The following is a 15638-nucleotide window of genomic DNA, read 5'->3' as shown; positions in this document are numbered from 1 at the left end:
TCTAAACAATATTCAGTTGGATAAATACAACCATAGGTTAACAAACTTATTCCTAAAACTAAAAAGAAGCAAATAAAATATTTCATAATCTCCGTATAGTATTCATCTCAAAAGAATGCGTTGAAAAAAGTAAAACCCTCAAATTTTTTAAACTTGAGGATTTATGTTCAATTTATTTTTATTGTTTTGTTAAAACGATTTGATTTATAGGCATAATTTGTGAAGAGATACCTTGAGGGCAAGAACTAGACGAAATCATTATTTTTTCAGGTAATAAGTATAGTTTCATCTTAGTATTATTGCTATTTTTTAAAATCTCTATATATATTGTTCCTAGCTGTCCACAAGCACTTTCTCTCCCAACATAATCTAAATGATAAGTTGATTTCTGAATATAATCTCCTTTAATTATCAAATAATTATCATCTGATAGTGTCATTGTATTTTCAATCTGTGTTCCATTAGCATTTGTGATAATGTAACGCATTAGTAAGACATCTTCTTTAGTAAGCCCTGAATAGTTGTTTACAAATTTATCAATTCTAAAATTGTAAGTTTTATTGTCATAAGTACCTATCCAAGTACCAACATATTTATCCAATAAATTATTAATATCTTTTAAGTAAGTATTGTCAGGAATCCCATTTTCTGCTAATCGGTAATCTATGGCTTTTTCAATAGGAATAATTTGTTGTGCTTTACACGATAAGTTTGCTATAATGATAAGGCTAAGTATTATTATTTTTTTCATGTTATATGCTATTAAGTTATTGACAAGGTGTCGTATTTAGTTTGTTATTTGCATCTAATGTTTTGTTTTCACTCTTTCCATCTTTTTTAATTTTATACAAAGATATTCCCTTGATTCCTATATTGTCATTTAAGAATTTTAGAAAACCTAATTCATTTCCGTCTTTTTTGATAGCAGCTTTGTAAGTTGATTTGAGGGCTCCCCAATTATAATCTGTTTTTACATCTTCAATATTACCTGTAAAACGTAGAGTATAATCTCCCGTACTTGAGACCATAGTACCAAAAATATTTTCGATAGGAATTTTATTAATTTTTGCATTAATTAATAGTAACAGGAATTGTTGCACATCTGCTGGAGAAAACATTTTTATTGGTGCTTCCTGTTCAGGATTACCATCTTCATCATATTTACCATTTTCATAAGGATCTATATGCACGTGCATATATCCGACAATATCAGGTTCAATAGTAAATTCTAATGAGTTTATATTAGTTCCTCCACTGCCGTTTTGTAATTCCTTAAATGTACCATCCTTTTTCTGTGCAAATCCACTTTCTTTTTTTAAACTTGTTTTTGTTTTTAAAACATCCATTTTTGCTTTGAATTCAGGGTTTAAATTTTGATTCTTAATACTTTCACAAGGATTAACAGTTGTTGTTGGTGGAACAGTACCGCTACCACCCCCACCTCCTCCAGGTGAAGTAAAACCGCTAGGATTTGTTCCTCCAGTTACAGGAGTGCGTGGTCCAAAATAGGCACTCGGAGCTCCATTCGGGGGAGTTGAAGTGTTTTTAGGAGGAATATTAACATTTCTTAATTGCACTGGGTCACCTAAACCTCCAGGACCTGTTTGACACATATCATCAACACATGGAAGAATAGCAGGGGCTTTGCCTGTCTTTTTATCAATCGAAACTACTGCTACAATTCCATTTTCAACGACTTGATTGTTTTTAAATCTAGATGCTCTTACAAACCCCGTTTTTAAATCCCATGCAGCCATGTAGCCATTGAAATTTCCTTCTTCAATTGTTTGACTGCCTGAGGGAACATCTTTATCGGGATATATCTCGAATAATAATGCTTTGTAAGCTCCTGCACCCAATTTATAAAGATATAATTTTTGTGACCAAATTTCTGTTTGGTCTTTTTTTAATTCATTAATTGGTACAATAATAGTCTCTGTTCCATCTTCTGATTTTGTCAGGTTTGCTTCATTCCAGTTGTATTCTAAATTCTGAAATAATTCATAATTAATACCATTAGATTCATATTTATCAAACCATGTTTTTGCTGATAGAATATTTTTTGTCTGAGGTGTTTGTTCATCAGTAACTAATTTTTCAGTTTCACACCCTAATATGATGAGAAGAAAAGAACATAGTAATACTTGTGTAATTCTTTGTAATTTGTTTTTCATTTTTCACTGGTTAAGTTGTTTAATTTTAAATTGTTGAATTATTAAAATTTGAAATCTTTCATGAAATTATACAAAAAAAAACAAGTCACTATCCAAAACTAACAATTGAGTATTATTGCGTAATAACTTTCTATAAATCGATTAAAATGGATAAGATTTATTGTTTTTTTGAAAAAATAATATCTTTTAGATATACATGTAAAATCATTTATTAGTTCATAACATGATTTAGTTTTTGTAATAAGAGTGGTATTGTCATTGCAGACCGTTATGCAAGGTTTGCGACTTTGTAGTGACTACGAGAGAGAAATATAGTTTTGGTAGAAAAAAATAAAAGAAAAATAAATTGGGGCGGGTGTAAAAACAATTACATGATAAATCAAAAAAAAGCCATTCTAAATAGAATGGCTTTTTTGATTATTTGCAAATCAACGTTTATCGCTGTTTATGTATCGTTTTATTTCTCTTTCAATAATTTTTCTAAATACTCCACTTTTTCTTTTTCAGCCTGAACTAGGCGTTCGTAAAGTTCAACTACTTTATCGAGAGGATTGAATGTGCAACTATTATTTCCAAAATTCCCAAAGTTTCCTTGGCTGTCATTGAAAGTATTAAAATAAGTAATCATATTTTCTTCTGAAAAATTCTTTATTGCTTCTGCGGTTACACCAAGTGCTTTTGCAACTTCGATAAGTTTTTCTTCATCTATAGTTTCACTGTTTTCTATGGCTGATATAGCTTGTTGGTTTGTTCCTAAAGCTTGTGCCAAAGCTTCTTGTTTCATATCTCGAAGTTCACGAATACGGCTTATTTTTCGTCCTATATGATTTGGTTTTGTTGCTGTGCTCATAATTCAAAGGTATTTAAAATTCTTTTACAAAATAATTTTTAGTAAAAAACAGGGTTGTTTCGGTACGATACAATTTTGACTAGTTTACTATCGCATAATCTATCTTTTTTGCTGTAAACAAAAATACAATTTTTCATACAAGTATTGTAAGATGAAATGGTTCTTATAAAATCTAAAACTTCTAATCTAGCCCCGATGGAAACGGCATCCTTTTTATCCGTCTTTTTTGCGGATAAAAAGATATAGTGTACAGCGGGAGGGAAAGGTGTTTTTGAAAACGGAACTTTCTGCTTCTTAAAAAAAATAAGCCGCAATCAGGTAATAGTGATTACGGCTTTATATTTGTTTTTTCTTGAACATTTTTAATTTGTATTTAATTTCTACGTACTAATTCAGAAATATTTAAAAATGTTATATCATAAAAAAACAAATAACAATACTCTGTTTATTTAAACAGAGTAATTTAATTATCTCATAAGACTCTTAATGTGAATAATTGTTACGGTATTAGTAAAAAATTTTTTAAAAAGAATAAAATAAATTAAGCGAGTCCAGTAAAATCAAAGAAATTGTTTGTGATTTTGTTAAAACAAAAAAGCCGTAAATCATTTAATTAAAAATAATTTACGGCCTTTAGGCTCATTTTTATTTGAGCAAGAATTTTTGGGAACCTATTGTTTTATGTAATTTCCGGGCAGGTGTCCTTTTGATTCCATTTTTGTATCTGATGTTTTTACAAAACTAAAACGGATTATAGAACCTTCTTTTCCTTGAGAAAAATCGGATACATATAAATTTGGTGTAGAAGATATTTCTTGTGCTAATACATTAGTAAATTTAGTTGTTTGCTTGCTAAAGGAGTAGGAATTACCATCTGTGCTATATTTTATGTCGCGTTGGGTAAAGGTTAATGTTGCTCCAGTTGCCTCGTCTTTCCAGACTCCTTGTATCCAGGTTGGGGGACTAAATATACCGCTGGTGTCTTCATCGCTAGAAGAACATGATGATGTAATGATGATTAAACTAAATAATAGGAGTAATTTTTTCATGCAAAATATTTTAAAGTGATTAAAAAAAATAATGAGGTATAGTAAGAGATTAGGCTCTTTCTATAAGAAATTTACTAAATTCAAAAAACGTACCACTTATAGAGGTTAACTACATTTTAACTCTTATTTTATTGGGAATTCTAACCGACTTATGTTTTATAAAGGTTTATAATCGAAAAGAAAACTTCGTTTGTGATAATTAGATAACAGTGTATTTATTTTCCTAACTTAGTTTTTTTAATATAGAAATTAAAATAAATTAATTAGTGTAAATGATTGTATTTCAGTTTATTGGTGTTTGTTTTTAAAATAAATGAAAAATATTTTATTTAATTTGTCCAATTCTGGAAGTTCGATTGTTATTAGAGTATAACAATTAAAAATTTAAACAAAATGGAAACAAGAATCAACATTCAGGAAAAAGGACAAAGTGCATTAAAACCACTTTTTGGAATTGGAGCATATTTAAAAAAATCTGCGGTAGAGGAAACATTATTAGAATTAGTTTACTTTAGGGTATCACAAATTAATGGTTGTGCTTATTGTTTGGATATGCACTCTAAAGATTTGCGTGCCAAAGGAGAAACTGAGCAACGTTTGTATGGCTTAAGTGCGTGGCATGAAGCTCCATATTATACCGTGAGAGAAAGAGCTGCGCTGGCTTGGGCGGAAGCATTAACAAAATGTGATGTGCCAGATTCTGTTTACAACGAAGTAAAAGGTCAGTTTTCTGAACAGGATTTAATAGATTTAACTCTGGCGATTACAACTATCAATACTTGGAATCGTATTAATCTTGCATTTCCATTTGGAGTAGGAACATATCAGGTTGGACAATTTGGAGGATAATTAAAATATAATTTTATTAAAATAATAAGAAATGGAAGAATTTGTATTGATATTTAGAAGAGATAGTATAACCAAAGAAATACAACCTTCGCCCGAAGAAATGCAATCATCAATTAAGTTATGGCAAGATTGGCTTGGCGGAATCGCTGCTCAGGATAAATTGGCTAGACCGCTACAACGCTGGGATGGTGAAGGAAGAGTTGTAAAACAAAATAATAATGTAACCAATGGGCCTTTTGTAGAAATTAAAGAAGCTATAGGCGGTTTAATTATGATAAAAGTTGCCAATTATGATGAAGCTGTAGAAGTTGCCAAAGGTTGCCCTATCCTTTTATGGGGCGGAAATGTAGAAATACGAATGGCTGTTGTTTTTGAAGGTCATTAACTAAAAATAAAAAATGCTTTTGTGTGTAATAAAAGCATCAGGATTTGATTTTATGGAAGACAATCAGCTTTTACCACATTTATTTAGAACAGAGTATCGGAAAATAGTTTCGGTGCTCTGTTATTTATTTGGGATTAATCATATCGAAATTGCCGAAGATATTGTGAGTGACACATTTCTTTCGGCTACCGAATTATGGAGTTTAAAAGGAATTCCCGAAAACCCGACCGCTTGGCTTTATACGGTTGCCAAAAATAAAACCAAAAATTATTTAAAGCGTGATGCTCTTTTTGAACAAAAACTTTCGGTTGAAATAAAACATAATGCTCCCAAAGCCGAAGAAATCGAGATAGATTTGTCTAGCAAGAACATTGCAGATAGTCAGCTTGCTATGATTTTTACGGTTTGTGATCCTTGTATTTCACAGGAATCGCAAGTTGCGCTTGCGCTAAATTTACTTTGTGGTTTTGGTATCCAGGAGATTGCCGATGCATTTTTGACTAATAAGGAAGTTATTTACAAACGTATAAATCGAGCGAAAGACAAGTTAAAAACCGAGCAAATAAAAATTGAGCAGCCTACGCCAAATGAAATCGATAAAAGATTAGATACGGTTTTAACAACGATATATTTATTGTTTTCGGAAGGGTATTATTCGACTTCTCAAAATGCAATTTTGCGCAAAGATCTTTGTGTAGAAGCAATGCGACTATGTTACTTGCTTATCGAGAATGAAGGAACTAATAAACCAGCTGTAAATGCTTTGTTTGCTTTAATGTGTTTTCATTCTTCGAGATTTGAAGCTAGAATGAATGAAAATGGGGAAACGATTTTATACGAAGATCAGGATGAAACACTTTGGAATATAGAATTAATAAATAAAGGAAAAGAATATTTGAGTAAATCCTCTACAGGGAATAAAATCTCAAAATATCATCTCGAAGCAGGAATAGGGTATTGGCATACACATAAAGAAGATTCTTCCGAAAAATGGGAAAACATTTTGCAATTATATAATAGTTTACTGATCTTGGAATATTCGCCCATTGCAGCTTTAAACAGAACGTATGCTTTGGCAAAAACTGGCGGGAAAGCTGTAGCCATAAAAGAAGCCGAAAAATTAAATCTCTCCGATAATCATTTTTATTATTCGTTATTGGGTAATCTATATACTGATGTCGATAATGAGAAAGCATTACAGCATTTTAGAACAGCTTTAAAACTAGCCAACACAACTGCTGATAAATCGACAATTACTAAAAATATAGAAAATCTTGTTGTTTAAGAAAAATAATCAGCATTTAATGAAATCAAAAAAGGGTTCAGCTTTAATTAAAAAGCAGAACCCTTTTGTTTTTAAACGTACAGGATTTTATTCTTCGTTCTTTTTCTCTATATGTTCTTCTGGACTGTCGATTCCTTTTAAATAAGTTGGTAAATTTAATCCTGCCATATTAAACAAGTCGTTTAATGGAGGAACAGTTTTCATCATTCCTGAAACAAAGTTTGCAGTAGATGAATTACCGTTTTCACTATTTCCACTGCCAGAATCCCAAACAGTAATTTTATCAATTTTAATGTTTTTAACAGCCTCAACTTGTATTCTTACTAGTTCTGGTAGTTTTTCTAATAAAAGTAATTGGAATGCTTTACTTGGATCTCCACCAGCCGCAGCAACTACTTCTTTATATCCATCTGCTTGCTTAGTTAAGATTTCAAAAAGTCCTTTTGCTTCCGCTTCCATTTTTGCAAAAATAGCATCGGCTTCCCCTTTAGCATTTTCTCTTGTCGTTTCTGCAGCAGCTTGTGCTTCGATAATAGCTCTTTGTTTAGCAATTTCGGCAGGAATTACAATGTTTGCAATTTGTGTGGAGCGTTCTCTTTCCGAACGGGCTAACTCGGCTATTTGTTCAGCTACATAAGATTCTTCTAGTGCTTTTGCTTGTTGTACTTTTTCGGCAGTTATTGCAATACGTAATGACTCAGCTTCTTTTTCTCTACGAAGTGCTTCTGAATTTGCAATAGCAATTCTTGCTTGGTTTTCTCCCTCTATAGCAATCGCGTTAGCTTCGGATGTTTTAACTCTGGTATCTCTGTCTGCTTCTGCTTTTCCGATTGTTTCATCTTTTGCAGCAGTTGCAATACTAATTTCTCTGTCTTTTTGAGTAATAGCAATCTTTACGTCTCTATCTCTGTGGGTTTCGGCTATTTGAGTGTCTTTTTCTCTATCTGCTAATGCTTTCCCCGTTTCTCCTATTTTTTCTTGTTCAGCTACACTAATTTTGGCTTCGTTAATTGCTTTTGCAGCAGCTTCTTTTCCTAGTGCTTCAATGTAACCTGATTCATCTTTAATGTCGGTAACGTTGACGTTGATTAATTTTAAACCGATTTTTTTCAATTCGCTATCAACGTTTTTCGAAATATTATCAAGGAATTTATCACGGTCAGAGTTGATTTCTTCGATAGTCATTGTTGCAATTACCAAACGTAACTGACCAAACAAAATATCTTTGGCTAATTCCTGAATTTGCTCAGATGATAATCCTAAAAGTCTTTCAGCAGCAGTATTCATACTATCAGATTCAGTAGAAATAGCAATTGTAAAACGACAAGGAACATCTACTCTAATGTTTTGTCGGCTTAAAGCATTTGTTAAGTTTGCTTCGATAGATAAAGGCTTTAAATCTAAGAATGAATAGTCTTGAATTACTGGCCAGATAAAAGCACCTCCACCGTGAACACATTTTGCTGATGTACCTCCAGTACGTCCGTAAATGACTAATATTTTGTCAGACGGACAACGTTTGTATCTCGATACTAATGCTGAGATTGTTGCAAATAAAACTACAGCTGCAACTACTATGATTATCATTGGTGTCATCATGTTTTTTAAATTAAATTGTTTCTACTATTAGAATATTATCGTTTTCTATTTTTACTACTTTCACTACTGCGCCAGACGCGATTGTGTTTTTTTCGGTCATTGCATCTAATTCGTGAAATGCACCATTTACACTAATCATAATCTTGCCTCTTCCTTTTTTACTTTCGGGAATGGTTAAATAAACTTCGGCTGTTTTGTTTAATGTATTTATGATTTTAAAAGAATTGTCTTCGGCTAATTTTTGTAGTTGTTTGATAATTATGAAAAACAAAAAGACAAACACAATCCCCACTAAGAGCGCTAAAATGACAATTAAAGTTTTGTTAGGAACGGTTGAATAAAAGGAAATTCCTGTCCAGCTAAAACCTAGTAGAAAATTAATTAAATTCCTTAAAGAGAATAGTTGGAACGGTGCGTCAGCTCCTCCTAAATCATTATCAAAATCAGCATCAAGCCCGTGTAAAGAATCAGCCCCGATGAATGATAAAATAGTTTGAATAATAAAGATTACACTGGTAGGTATAGCAACAAACCAAAAGGCACGAAGTAAAGGGTCTAGGTTTTCTAGCATTTCCATAATTGTGATTTTTTTTAGCTAAAAAGCTTTAGGTTCTATGATAAAATAGATAGCGATTTGTATTTGCTATTTATGATAAAATTTTTTGCAAAAGTAGAACTAGTTTAAATCAGGAAAAGCCACAATAAGATTTTAAAGCAAAAGAATAAGTTTAAAATTATGTGGTTGATTTTTAATGGATTATGTAAAAATAAGAAACCCTTGCAAAAACTAATTTACAAGGGTTTGTTTTTTTATTTTGTGGAGAATATCGGATTCGAACCGATCACCTCTTGCCTGCCAGGCAAGCACTCTAGCCAAATGAGCTAATCCCCCAATGTGTTTACAAATAAAGTCAATTAATTCTCAAAAAACAAATTTCAAATAGTATCGGCTGAAAATATTCTTAAAACCGTAACTTTACAATAAAAACAACAATATGAGTTCAGAAAATCAAAATGGTTTACTTCATACCATAATCCAAAATAAAATAGCAACTATTGAGTTTGGTCATCCGGCTAGTAATTCTTTTCCTAGAACTTTGCTTAACAGACTAACTAAGGAAATTGATAATTTGAGTAAAGATAAGTCTGTAACAGTTATTATTTTAAGAAGTGAGGGAAGTGGCGCTTTTTGTGCAGGAGCTTCTTTTGATGAACTTCTAGCAGTTGAAAATGAAGAACAAGGAACGGAATTTTTCTCTGGATTTGCACATCTTATCAATGCTATACGTAATTGCTCCAAAATAATTATTGGGCGTATTCATGGTAAATCTGTTGGAGGCGGAGTTGGTATTGCTGCTGCTTGCGATTATGCTTTTGCAACACAAGACAGTTCTGTTAAACTTTCTGAGCTTGCAATCGGGATTGGACCTTTTGTTATAGAACCAGCAGTTTCTAGAAAAATTGGAAAAACTGCAATGACCGAAATGACTCTTGCTGCCCACGAATGGAAATCGGCGATTTGGGCAAACCATAAAGGTCTTTTTGCCAAAGTACTTGAAAATGAATTAGAATTGGATGAAGAATTATCTCATTTTGCTTTAAAATTAGCAAGTTACAATCCAGAAGCTTTAGCCGAGATGAAAAAAGTTATTTGGGAAGGAACCGAAAAATGGGATTCATTACTTTTTGAGCGCGCTCGTATTTCAGGAAAATTAGTTTTGTCTGATTTTACTAAAAAGGCCTTAGCACAATTTAAAAATTAATAATATGAATATTGCTTTATTCGTTCAGAAAGTGGATGTTGCGGAGAAAATTAAGTCGGCTCCTGATGCGAGTTATCAAATAGGAGTAGTTATAGGCTCCTTTATTCCGTTTGTAATTTTGGTAGGAGTTGCTTACTGGATGTATAGTAGAGCCAAAAAAAGAGAAAAAAACGGTTTTTAATTTTGTAAATTTGCAATCTAAAATACAACTCGATGAGTAATATCAGAATTACAAAACAATTTAGTTTCGAAACAGGACATGCGCTTTACGGATATGATGGAAAATGTAAAAATGTTCACGGACATAGTTATAAGCTTTCTGTAACTGTTATTGGTTCGCCAATTACAGACCGTGATAATGTAAAGCACGGAATGGTAATTGATTTTTCGGATCTAAAGAAAATTGTAAAAGAAGAAATCGTAGATCAGTTTGATCACGCTACCGTTTTTAATGAAACGACACCACATATAGAATTAGCAAACGAACTTAAAAATCGTGGACATCATGTAATTCTAGTTAAATATCAGCCTACAAGTGAAAATATGGTTGTAGATTTTTCTGAAAGAATCATCAAAAGATTGCCAACAAATATCTCTCTTTTCTCTTTAAAACTTCAAGAAACTGAATCATCATTTGCTGAATGGTACGCAAGCGATAATTTGTAATCGAAATCTATTTTCATGCAATTACCCAATAATAAAAAAGTATATTTTGCTTCCGATCAACATTTTGGAGCACCAACACCTGAGTTAAGTTTTCCGCGCGAACAAAAATTTGTGGCGTGGCTTGATGAGGTAAAAAAAGATGCTGAAGCAATTTTTTTATTAGGTGATTTATTTGATTTTTGGTTCGAATATAAAACTGTTGTACCAAAAGGATTTATTCGCGTTTTGGGTAAATTGGCAGAAATTCGCGATAGCGGAATCCCTGTTTATTTTTTTGTAGGGAATCATGATTTATGGATGAACGATTATTTTGAAACCGAACTTAATATTCCTGTTTTTCACGATAATGCAGCGTTCTCTTTTGGAGGAAAAACATTCTTGATTGGTCATGGCGACGGAAAAGGTCCTGGAGATAAAGGGTATAAAAGAATGAAAAAAGTCTTTACAAACCCATTCTCAAAATGGATTTTTCGTTGGCTTCATCCAGATGTTGGTGTAAAATTAGCACAATACTTATCTGTAAAAAATAAATTGATTTCTGGCGACGAAGACGTTAAATTCTTAGGTGAAGAAAACGAATGGTTGGTATTGTATGCCAAACGCAAACTAGAAACCAAACATTATAATTACTTCGTTTTTGGTCACCGTCATTTACCTATGATTATTTCTGTAGGTGAGGATTCTAATTATGTTAACCTAGGAGATTGGATAGGATATTTTACCTACGGTGTTTTTGATGGTGAAACTTTTGAACTAAAAGAATTCGGGAAATAATTCTCTTGCTGATTTAACCATTTAAGTTATATAAGTTCATTTAAGGCAAGTATTCTAAACTTATATTTTCTTATATGACTTATATGTTTAAAGTGATCTAATAATTATTTTTTCTTAGTTGGGTAAATAGCAATTTTATGTGTTCTTAGCATATAATTGGAATCTTTGGTTGCTTTAGAAAGTCGGAAGCTAATTACTCCAGATGGTTTTTTCGGCATATGACATTCTATACAATTATCCTGCAATAAATTATCCGAGATTGTTTTAACGGTTGCTGTATTGTGTTTTACAGTGTTATGGCAACTCATGCATATTTTGGAGTAAGTAGCTAAGTTTTTAGTTGCATTTTCATGTGGATTATGGCAAGAAATACAATCCATAGTTTCACTTTTTGTAAAACATTTGCTTTGCGATAATAACTTAAATTGATTTCCGTGTACATCAAAATCGGTTGTATCGGTTGCACTATGCGAACTTCTAAAATACTCTGAAAGATTGTCTCCAGGTTTAAAGTCAAATCTGGATTTCATTTTCATTCCGTCATTTCCAGAATGGCATAATGCACAAGCGTCTAATTTTTGTTGTCTGGTTAATGATTTATAAGTAACAATCTTTTTTGCAACTTTTAAGTCAGGAAATTTCAAGTGTTGGTTTACGTGTTCTTTGGCAGGACCATGGCAACGCTCACAATCAATACCATAAACGATTGTTTTTTTATTAATGACATCTTCCACATCCATAGACATAAAATTCTTGTCTTTAGAGTTTTGGTCTATATTTCGGCTGCTTATATTAGAACTATGGCAGGCATAACAATCTTTAACTACCTTTCGGTCAAAATAAGGTTTTTCAGCCGAAAATCCAGGACTTGTAGCCCAACTATGAACAGATGTATAATAGGAAAGCGGTAATTCGTATGTATTGTTATTACGCCAGAATACGGAAGTTTGAGCGTGTTTGGTTCCGAAAACTATTTCGAGTTTATGAGCTTCAACTTCTTTTCCGTTTTTGTATAAAACCTGATAAAGACTATCATTTCTTTCTTCCATGACCATTTTGGTGTTTTTATCGTAAATAAAAACATGATCTCCTGAATTAAAATTACCTAAAACATTCCCTTTTATTGCTGCTGCGGTAGCTTTGTAGTGTGAACTTTGTATTGCTTTTTGATATACGGCTTGATGACATTGTATGCAGCTTTCGGAGCCAGCATAATCGGTTCCGCGAGGATCAATATATTCATCGGATTTATTGCTGCAGTTAGATAATAAAACGACTAAAAATAAAAGGATAAAAAGCCTGCTGGTATTTTTCATTAATGTAAATATACTTTTTTTTGAATAAAATCAAAATACATTTAATTATGAAAAGATAAGTGTTAAAAAGATAAGAATCTGTCTTAGTTTAAACCAACTCCATAAACATATTCTTCAAGTTCAATTTTAAATAAAGATCCTTTTACCAAATCCTCAATCGCTTTTAATTCTTCCATCGAAACGGCTAAATCTATTTGTGTACAAGGCGTTTTTAGCAAAAACTTATGACATTTGTTTTTTAAAGCACATTCATCACAACATGCATTTGTAAGCAAACTATCTTCGATTAAATCGTCAAAATCTTTTAGCTCAGCTACTGAAAAATAAAATCCTGTTTCTTTAAAAATCAGTTGTATTTTGTCAAAAAGAGTCTCATTATGGTTTTTCCAATAAAAGGAAATCCCAAAGTCGTTATGATATATTTGTTCTATTTCTCTCATGTTCTTCAATTATAGAAACAAATATAATTATTATTTATATCAATTCTAAATAAAAAAATCACAAAATAGGTTAATTTTTGTTAACGAAATAAATAGCCTAAAATTAGATTAGGTGAATTTTGATCAACATTCTTAATAATTGCATTAAGAAGGGGAAATGAACCATATAAGTTATACAAGTAAATATAAGACGAAACTTATTTGCGCAAAACTTACATGAACTTATATCACTTATATGGTTTTATATAACTGAACTAAATGATTTAAAAATTGTCTGATTTATTTAAGCCACTTATAAATGCTATCTAGAAATTCTTTTTGCTGGTCTACAAATAGGTAATGCGAACAATTGTCAATAAGTACAAAGTTTTGTTTTCCTACAATATTCTTTAAAGCATCGATTTCCGAAACAGAAAATATACCGTCTTGTTTTCCATATATGGCATAAATAGGCATTCTTTTCTTTTTTAATTGCTGTAGAATAGGTTTTGTGTCGATATTGTTTTGTTTTTCATTTTTATAAAACAAGAGAGGAGCATTTTTATTTCGGATATTCGTTTTGTAAAAATCACTTATTTCATATTGATGATATAAAGCTTTAGATTCAACTGTAGGTTTTGGAATTTTAAAGAAGTTATTTTCTCCAGCCAGTTCAAAGCATCCTTTTCTGTATTCGGCAGAATTTTTGTCGAGTTTTTCTACATGAGAAACTTTATCTAGCATAGCTAAATCATTATTTTTAGTATAGATTTTTTTGACAGAATCCAGAATATGATTGTATGTTTTTTGTTGCGAAAATAAAGCACCAGCAAGAACAAGTGATTTAATTTTTTCAGGATATTTTTGTACATAAAGTGTAGCAACCAATCCTCCAAAACTATGTGCGAGTAATGTTGCTTTTTTTAGATTGTAAGTTTTATAAATAGTGTTTAAATCCTTAAAAGCTTCATTATAGGTAAATGTCGCATTTGTATCTATAGATCTTCCTTCGCCTCGACGATCATAAGCAATTACATAAAATCCTCTTTTCGAAAGTTCTTCGGCTGTATTAGTGCCTTCAAAAAGAGTAGCGTTTCCACTTGGTCCACCATGGATAAATATAATCGGGCTATCCGTTTTGTTTCCGTATGTTTTTATATATAGTGTTTGAGCATTCGTTAAAAATGCCAAAAAGAGAAACGAGAATAAGAATGTTATTTTCATTTATTAGTTTGTATTTTGATGATCATCCATGTCTTTTTGTAAATCTAGGTTTCTGAAAGTTGGAGATGCTATTCCAAAACCTAAAACAGTTAATAGCGTCATGCTTCCGCCAAAGACAACTGAAATTACAGGTGTCATTAATTTAGCAGTTAAGCCACTCTCAAAAGCTCCTAATTCATTAGATGAACCTACAAACATAGAGTTTACAGCAGCAACACGACCACGCATATGATCTGGTGTTTTAAGTTGTAGAATGGTTTGTCGGATAACAACCGAAATTCCATCGGCAATACCACTTAAAAATAAAGCAGCAACTGAAAGCCAGAATATGGTAGAAACTCCAAATAGAATAATACACAAACCAAAAACAAAAATGGCTGCTAAAAGTTTCATTCCTGCTTTTTTATATAAAGGAACATAAGCAGAAATTAGCATTGTAATAAAAGCGCCTATTGCTGGTGCGGCACGCAATATACCAAAACCTTCTGGGCCAACTTTTAAAATGTCTTGAGCAAATATGGGTAATAAAGCAACAGCTCCACCAAAAAGAACGGCTACCATATCAAGAGATAATACTCCTAGAATGGTTTTATTATTGAATACAAACTTGATTCCTTCTTTTAAACTATCCATGACTGGCTCGCCAATTTTTGGATTCAAAATAGGTTTGGTGCTTATTTGTGATAAGGCAATTAAAGCAAAAAGGGAACAGGCAAAAACAGAACACATAGACCAATGTACGCCAATCCAGTTGATAGAGAAACCTGCAACTGCAGGGCCTAAAACTGAACCTACTTGCCAAACTGAACTACTCCAGGTTGCAGCATTTGGGTATAATTTTTTAGGAACAATTAAAGATATAAGAGAAAAAATAGTTGGGCCTAGAAAAGCTCTAACTAATCCGCCTAGGAAAACTAAAAAGTAAATAGAATATAAAATAGCATCTTTAGAAAAACCACTTACTACTTTTGGCCATGTCAATAAAAATAAGCCAAAACTAATAACCGAAAAGCCTAAAATACATTTGACCAATAGACCCTTTTTTTCTTTTTGATCTACAATATGACCAGCAAATAAAGCCATTGAAACTGCTGGAATAACTTCCATTAAACCTATAATTCCTAACGAAAGAGGATTTTTGGTTAAACTATAAACTTCCCATTCGATTACGATAAATTGCATTGACCAAGCAAAAACCATAGCAAAACGCAATAATAAAAAAACATTGAATTCTTTAATACGCAATGCTGCGTATGGATCACTTTTTTTTGCCTTATCTTTCATG

General features: G+C 31.9%; 17 protein-coding genes and 1 tRNA gene. 7 read left to right on the top strand and 11 right to left on the bottom strand.

Annotated elements, in window-relative coordinates; all coding sequences use genetic code 11:
• Positions 1–178: 178 nt before the first annotated feature.
• From IW20_RS00630 to IW20_RS00615, 4 genes are all read right to left on the bottom strand, one after another.
• Complete coding sequence (locus IW20_RS00630) at positions 179–751, bottom strand: DUF6705 family protein (RefSeq protein WP_051885481.1); 573 nt, start codon at positions 749–751, stop codon at positions 179–181.
• 16 nt (positions 752–767) lie between these two features.
• Positions 768–2174 (bottom strand): hypothetical protein, encoded by a 1407-nt coding sequence (locus tag IW20_RS00625; RefSeq protein ID WP_035617469.1) that lies wholly within the window; start codon positions 2172–2174, stop codon positions 768–770.
• A gap of 457 nt (positions 2175–2631) precedes the next feature.
• Positions 2632–3024 (bottom strand): helix-turn-helix domain-containing protein, encoded by a 393-nt coding sequence (locus IW20_RS00620; RefSeq protein ID WP_035617466.1) that lies wholly within the window; start codon positions 3022–3024, stop codon positions 2632–2634.
• Between the two features lie 671 nt (positions 3025–3695).
• Positions 3696–4073, bottom strand: a complete 378-nt coding sequence (locus IW20_RS00615; protein WP_035617464.1) for a hypothetical protein — start codon at positions 4071–4073, stop codon at positions 3696–3698.
• 393 nt (positions 4074–4466) lie between these two features.
• Here IW20_RS00615 and IW20_RS00610 point away from each other — a divergent pair, with 393 nt between their 5' ends.
• Genes IW20_RS00610 through IW20_RS00600 form a run of 3 tightly spaced genes read left to right on the top strand, consistent with a single transcriptional unit; the run spans position 4467 to position 6592 of the window.
• Positions 4467–4922 (top strand): carboxymuconolactone decarboxylase family protein, encoded by a 456-nt coding sequence (locus tag IW20_RS00610; RefSeq protein ID WP_035617462.1) that lies wholly within the window; start codon positions 4467–4469, stop codon positions 4920–4922.
• A gap of 31 nt (positions 4923–4953) precedes the next feature.
• A complete protein-coding gene (locus IW20_RS00605) occupies positions 4954–5307 on the top strand; it encodes a YciI family protein (RefSeq protein ID WP_035617460.1) in 354 nt (117 codons plus the stop codon).
• Positions 5308–5359: 52 nt separating this feature from the next.
• Positions 5360–6592 carry an RNA polymerase sigma factor gene (locus tag IW20_RS00600; protein ID WP_035617779.1) on the top strand — a complete coding sequence of 411 codons (1233 nt, stop codon included), beginning with the start codon at positions 5360–5362 and terminating at the stop codon, positions 6590–6592.
• 87 nt (positions 6593–6679) lie between these two features.
• On the opposite strand, the gene IW20_RS00595 is transcribed toward IW20_RS00600, so the two are convergent.
• The 3 genes from IW20_RS00595 to IW20_RS00585 all read right to left on the bottom strand — a co-directional run bounded on the left by IW20_RS00595 (position 6680) and on the right by IW20_RS00585 (position 9083).
• Positions 6680–8188, bottom strand: a complete 1509-nt coding sequence (locus IW20_RS00595; protein WP_035617459.1) for a flotillin family protein — start codon at positions 8186–8188, stop codon at positions 6680–6682.
• A gap of 13 nt (positions 8189–8201) precedes the next feature.
• The gene (locus tag IW20_RS00590) at positions 8202–8768 is read right to left on the bottom strand and encodes an NfeD family protein (protein ID WP_205625895.1); all 567 of its coding nucleotides are present in this window, start codon (positions 8766–8768) and stop codon (positions 8202–8204) included.
• A 241-nt stretch (positions 8769–9009) separates the two neighbouring features.
• Positions 9010–9083: transfer RNA gene (locus tag IW20_RS00585), tRNA-Ala, on the bottom strand.
• A gap of 103 nt (positions 9084–9186) precedes the next feature.
• Here IW20_RS00585 and IW20_RS00580 point away from each other — a divergent pair.
• The 4 genes from IW20_RS00580 to IW20_RS00570 are packed head-to-tail and all read left to right on the top strand — an operon-like array spanning position 9187 to position 11394.
• On the top strand, positions 9187–9954 hold the full coding sequence (locus tag IW20_RS00580; protein ID WP_035617453.1) for an enoyl-CoA hydratase/isomerase family protein: 768 nt from the start codon (positions 9187–9189) through the stop codon (positions 9952–9954).
• 4 nt (positions 9955–9958) lie between these two features.
• Complete coding sequence (locus IW20_RS26150) at positions 9959–10135, top strand: hypothetical protein (protein ID WP_165571398.1); 177 nt, start codon at positions 9959–9961, stop codon at positions 10133–10135.
• 32 nt (positions 10136–10167) lie between these two features.
• A complete protein-coding gene (locus IW20_RS00575) occupies positions 10168–10620 on the top strand; it encodes a 6-pyruvoyl trahydropterin synthase family protein (protein WP_035617451.1) in 453 nt (150 codons plus the stop codon).
• A gap of 15 nt (positions 10621–10635) precedes the next feature.
• Positions 10636–11394 carry a UDP-2,3-diacylglucosamine diphosphatase gene (locus tag IW20_RS00570; RefSeq protein WP_035617450.1) on the top strand — a complete coding sequence of 253 codons (759 nt, stop codon included), beginning with the start codon at positions 10636–10638 and terminating at the stop codon, positions 11392–11394.
• Positions 11395–11498: 104 nt separating this feature from the next.
• Here IW20_RS00570 and IW20_RS00565 read toward each other — a convergent pair whose 3' ends face one another.
• The 4 genes from IW20_RS00565 to IW20_RS00550 form a co-directional block, all read right to left on the bottom strand.
• Positions 11499–12710: a cytochrome c3 family protein gene (locus IW20_RS00565; RefSeq protein ID WP_035617448.1), complete on the bottom strand. Its 1212-nt coding sequence runs from the start codon at positions 12708–12710 to the stop codon at positions 11499–11501.
• 83 nt (positions 12711–12793) lie between these two features.
• The gene (locus IW20_RS00560; RefSeq protein WP_035617446.1) at positions 12794–13150 is read right to left on the bottom strand and encodes a PH domain-containing protein; all 357 of its coding nucleotides are present in this window, start codon (positions 13148–13150) and stop codon (positions 12794–12796) included.
• Positions 13151–13429: 279 nt separating this feature from the next.
• On the bottom strand, positions 13430–14353 hold the full coding sequence (locus IW20_RS00555) for an alpha/beta hydrolase (protein WP_035617444.1): 924 nt from the start codon (positions 14351–14353) through the stop codon (positions 13430–13432).
• A 3-nt stretch (positions 14354–14356) separates the two neighbouring features.
• A complete protein-coding gene (locus tag IW20_RS00550) occupies positions 14357–15637 on the bottom strand; it encodes an MFS transporter (protein ID WP_035617441.1) in 1281 nt (426 codons plus the stop codon).
• Between the last annotated feature and the right edge of the window lies 1 nt (position 15638).

The organism is Flavobacterium hydatis (assembly GCF_000737695.1).
GTDB classification, from domain to species: Bacteria; Bacteroidota; Bacteroidia; order Flavobacteriales; family Flavobacteriaceae; genus Flavobacterium; species Flavobacterium hydatis.
Note: the sequence above shows the minus strand (reverse complement) of the source record. Positions and strands in the feature narration are given on the sequence as shown.

Coding starts and splice junctions, on each gene's coding strand:
- IW20_RS00605 (WP_035617460.1), top strand. CDS start 4,954: ATGGAAGAATTTGTATTGATATTTAGAAGAGATAGTATAACCAAAGAA.
- IW20_RS00630 (WP_051885481.1), bottom strand. CDS start 751: ATGAAAAAAATAATAATACTTAGCCTTATCATTATAGCAAACTTATCG.
- IW20_RS00560 (WP_035617446.1), bottom strand. CDS start 13,150: ATGAGAGAAATAGAACAAATATATCATAACGACTTTGGGATTTCCTTT.
- IW20_RS00610 (WP_035617462.1), top strand. CDS start 4,467: ATGGAAACAAGAATCAACATTCAGGAAAAAGGACAAAGTGCATTAAAA.
- IW20_RS00565 (WP_035617448.1), bottom strand. CDS start 12,710: ATGAAAAATACCAGCAGGCTTTTTATCCTTTTATTTTTAGTCGTTTTA.
- IW20_RS00555 (WP_035617444.1), bottom strand. CDS start 14,353: ATGAAAATAACATTCTTATTCTCGTTTCTCTTTTTGGCATTTTTAACG.
- IW20_RS00575 (WP_035617451.1), top strand. CDS start 10,168: ATGAGTAATATCAGAATTACAAAACAATTTAGTTTCGAAACAGGACAT.
- IW20_RS00550 (WP_035617441.1), bottom strand. CDS start 15,637: ATGAAAGATAAGGCAAAAAAAAGTGATCCATACGCAGCATTGCGTATT.
- IW20_RS00625 (WP_035617469.1), bottom strand. CDS start 2,174: ATGAAAAACAAATTACAAAGAATTACACAAGTATTACTATGTTCTTTT.
- IW20_RS00615 (WP_035617464.1), bottom strand. CDS start 4,073: ATGAAAAAATTACTCCTATTATTTAGTTTAATCATCATTACATCATCA.
- IW20_RS00620 (WP_035617466.1), bottom strand. CDS start 3,024: ATGAGCACAGCAACAAAACCAAATCATATAGGACGAAAAATAAGCCGT.
- IW20_RS00570 (WP_035617450.1), top strand. CDS start 10,636: ATGCAATTACCCAATAATAAAAAAGTATATTTTGCTTCCGATCAACAT.
- IW20_RS00580 (WP_035617453.1), top strand. CDS start 9,187: ATGAGTTCAGAAAATCAAAATGGTTTACTTCATACCATAATCCAAAAT.
- IW20_RS00595 (WP_035617459.1), bottom strand. CDS start 8,188: ATGACACCAATGATAATCATAGTAGTTGCAGCTGTAGTTTTATTTGCA.
- IW20_RS26150 (WP_165571398.1), top strand. CDS start 9,959: ATGAATATTGCTTTATTCGTTCAGAAAGTGGATGTTGCGGAGAAAATT.
- IW20_RS00590 (WP_205625895.1), bottom strand. CDS start 8,768: ATGGAAATGCTAGAAAACCTAGACCCTTTACTTCGTGCCTTTTGGTTT.
- IW20_RS00600 (WP_035617779.1), top strand. CDS start 5,360: ATGGAAGACAATCAGCTTTTACCACATTTATTTAGAACAGAGTATCGG.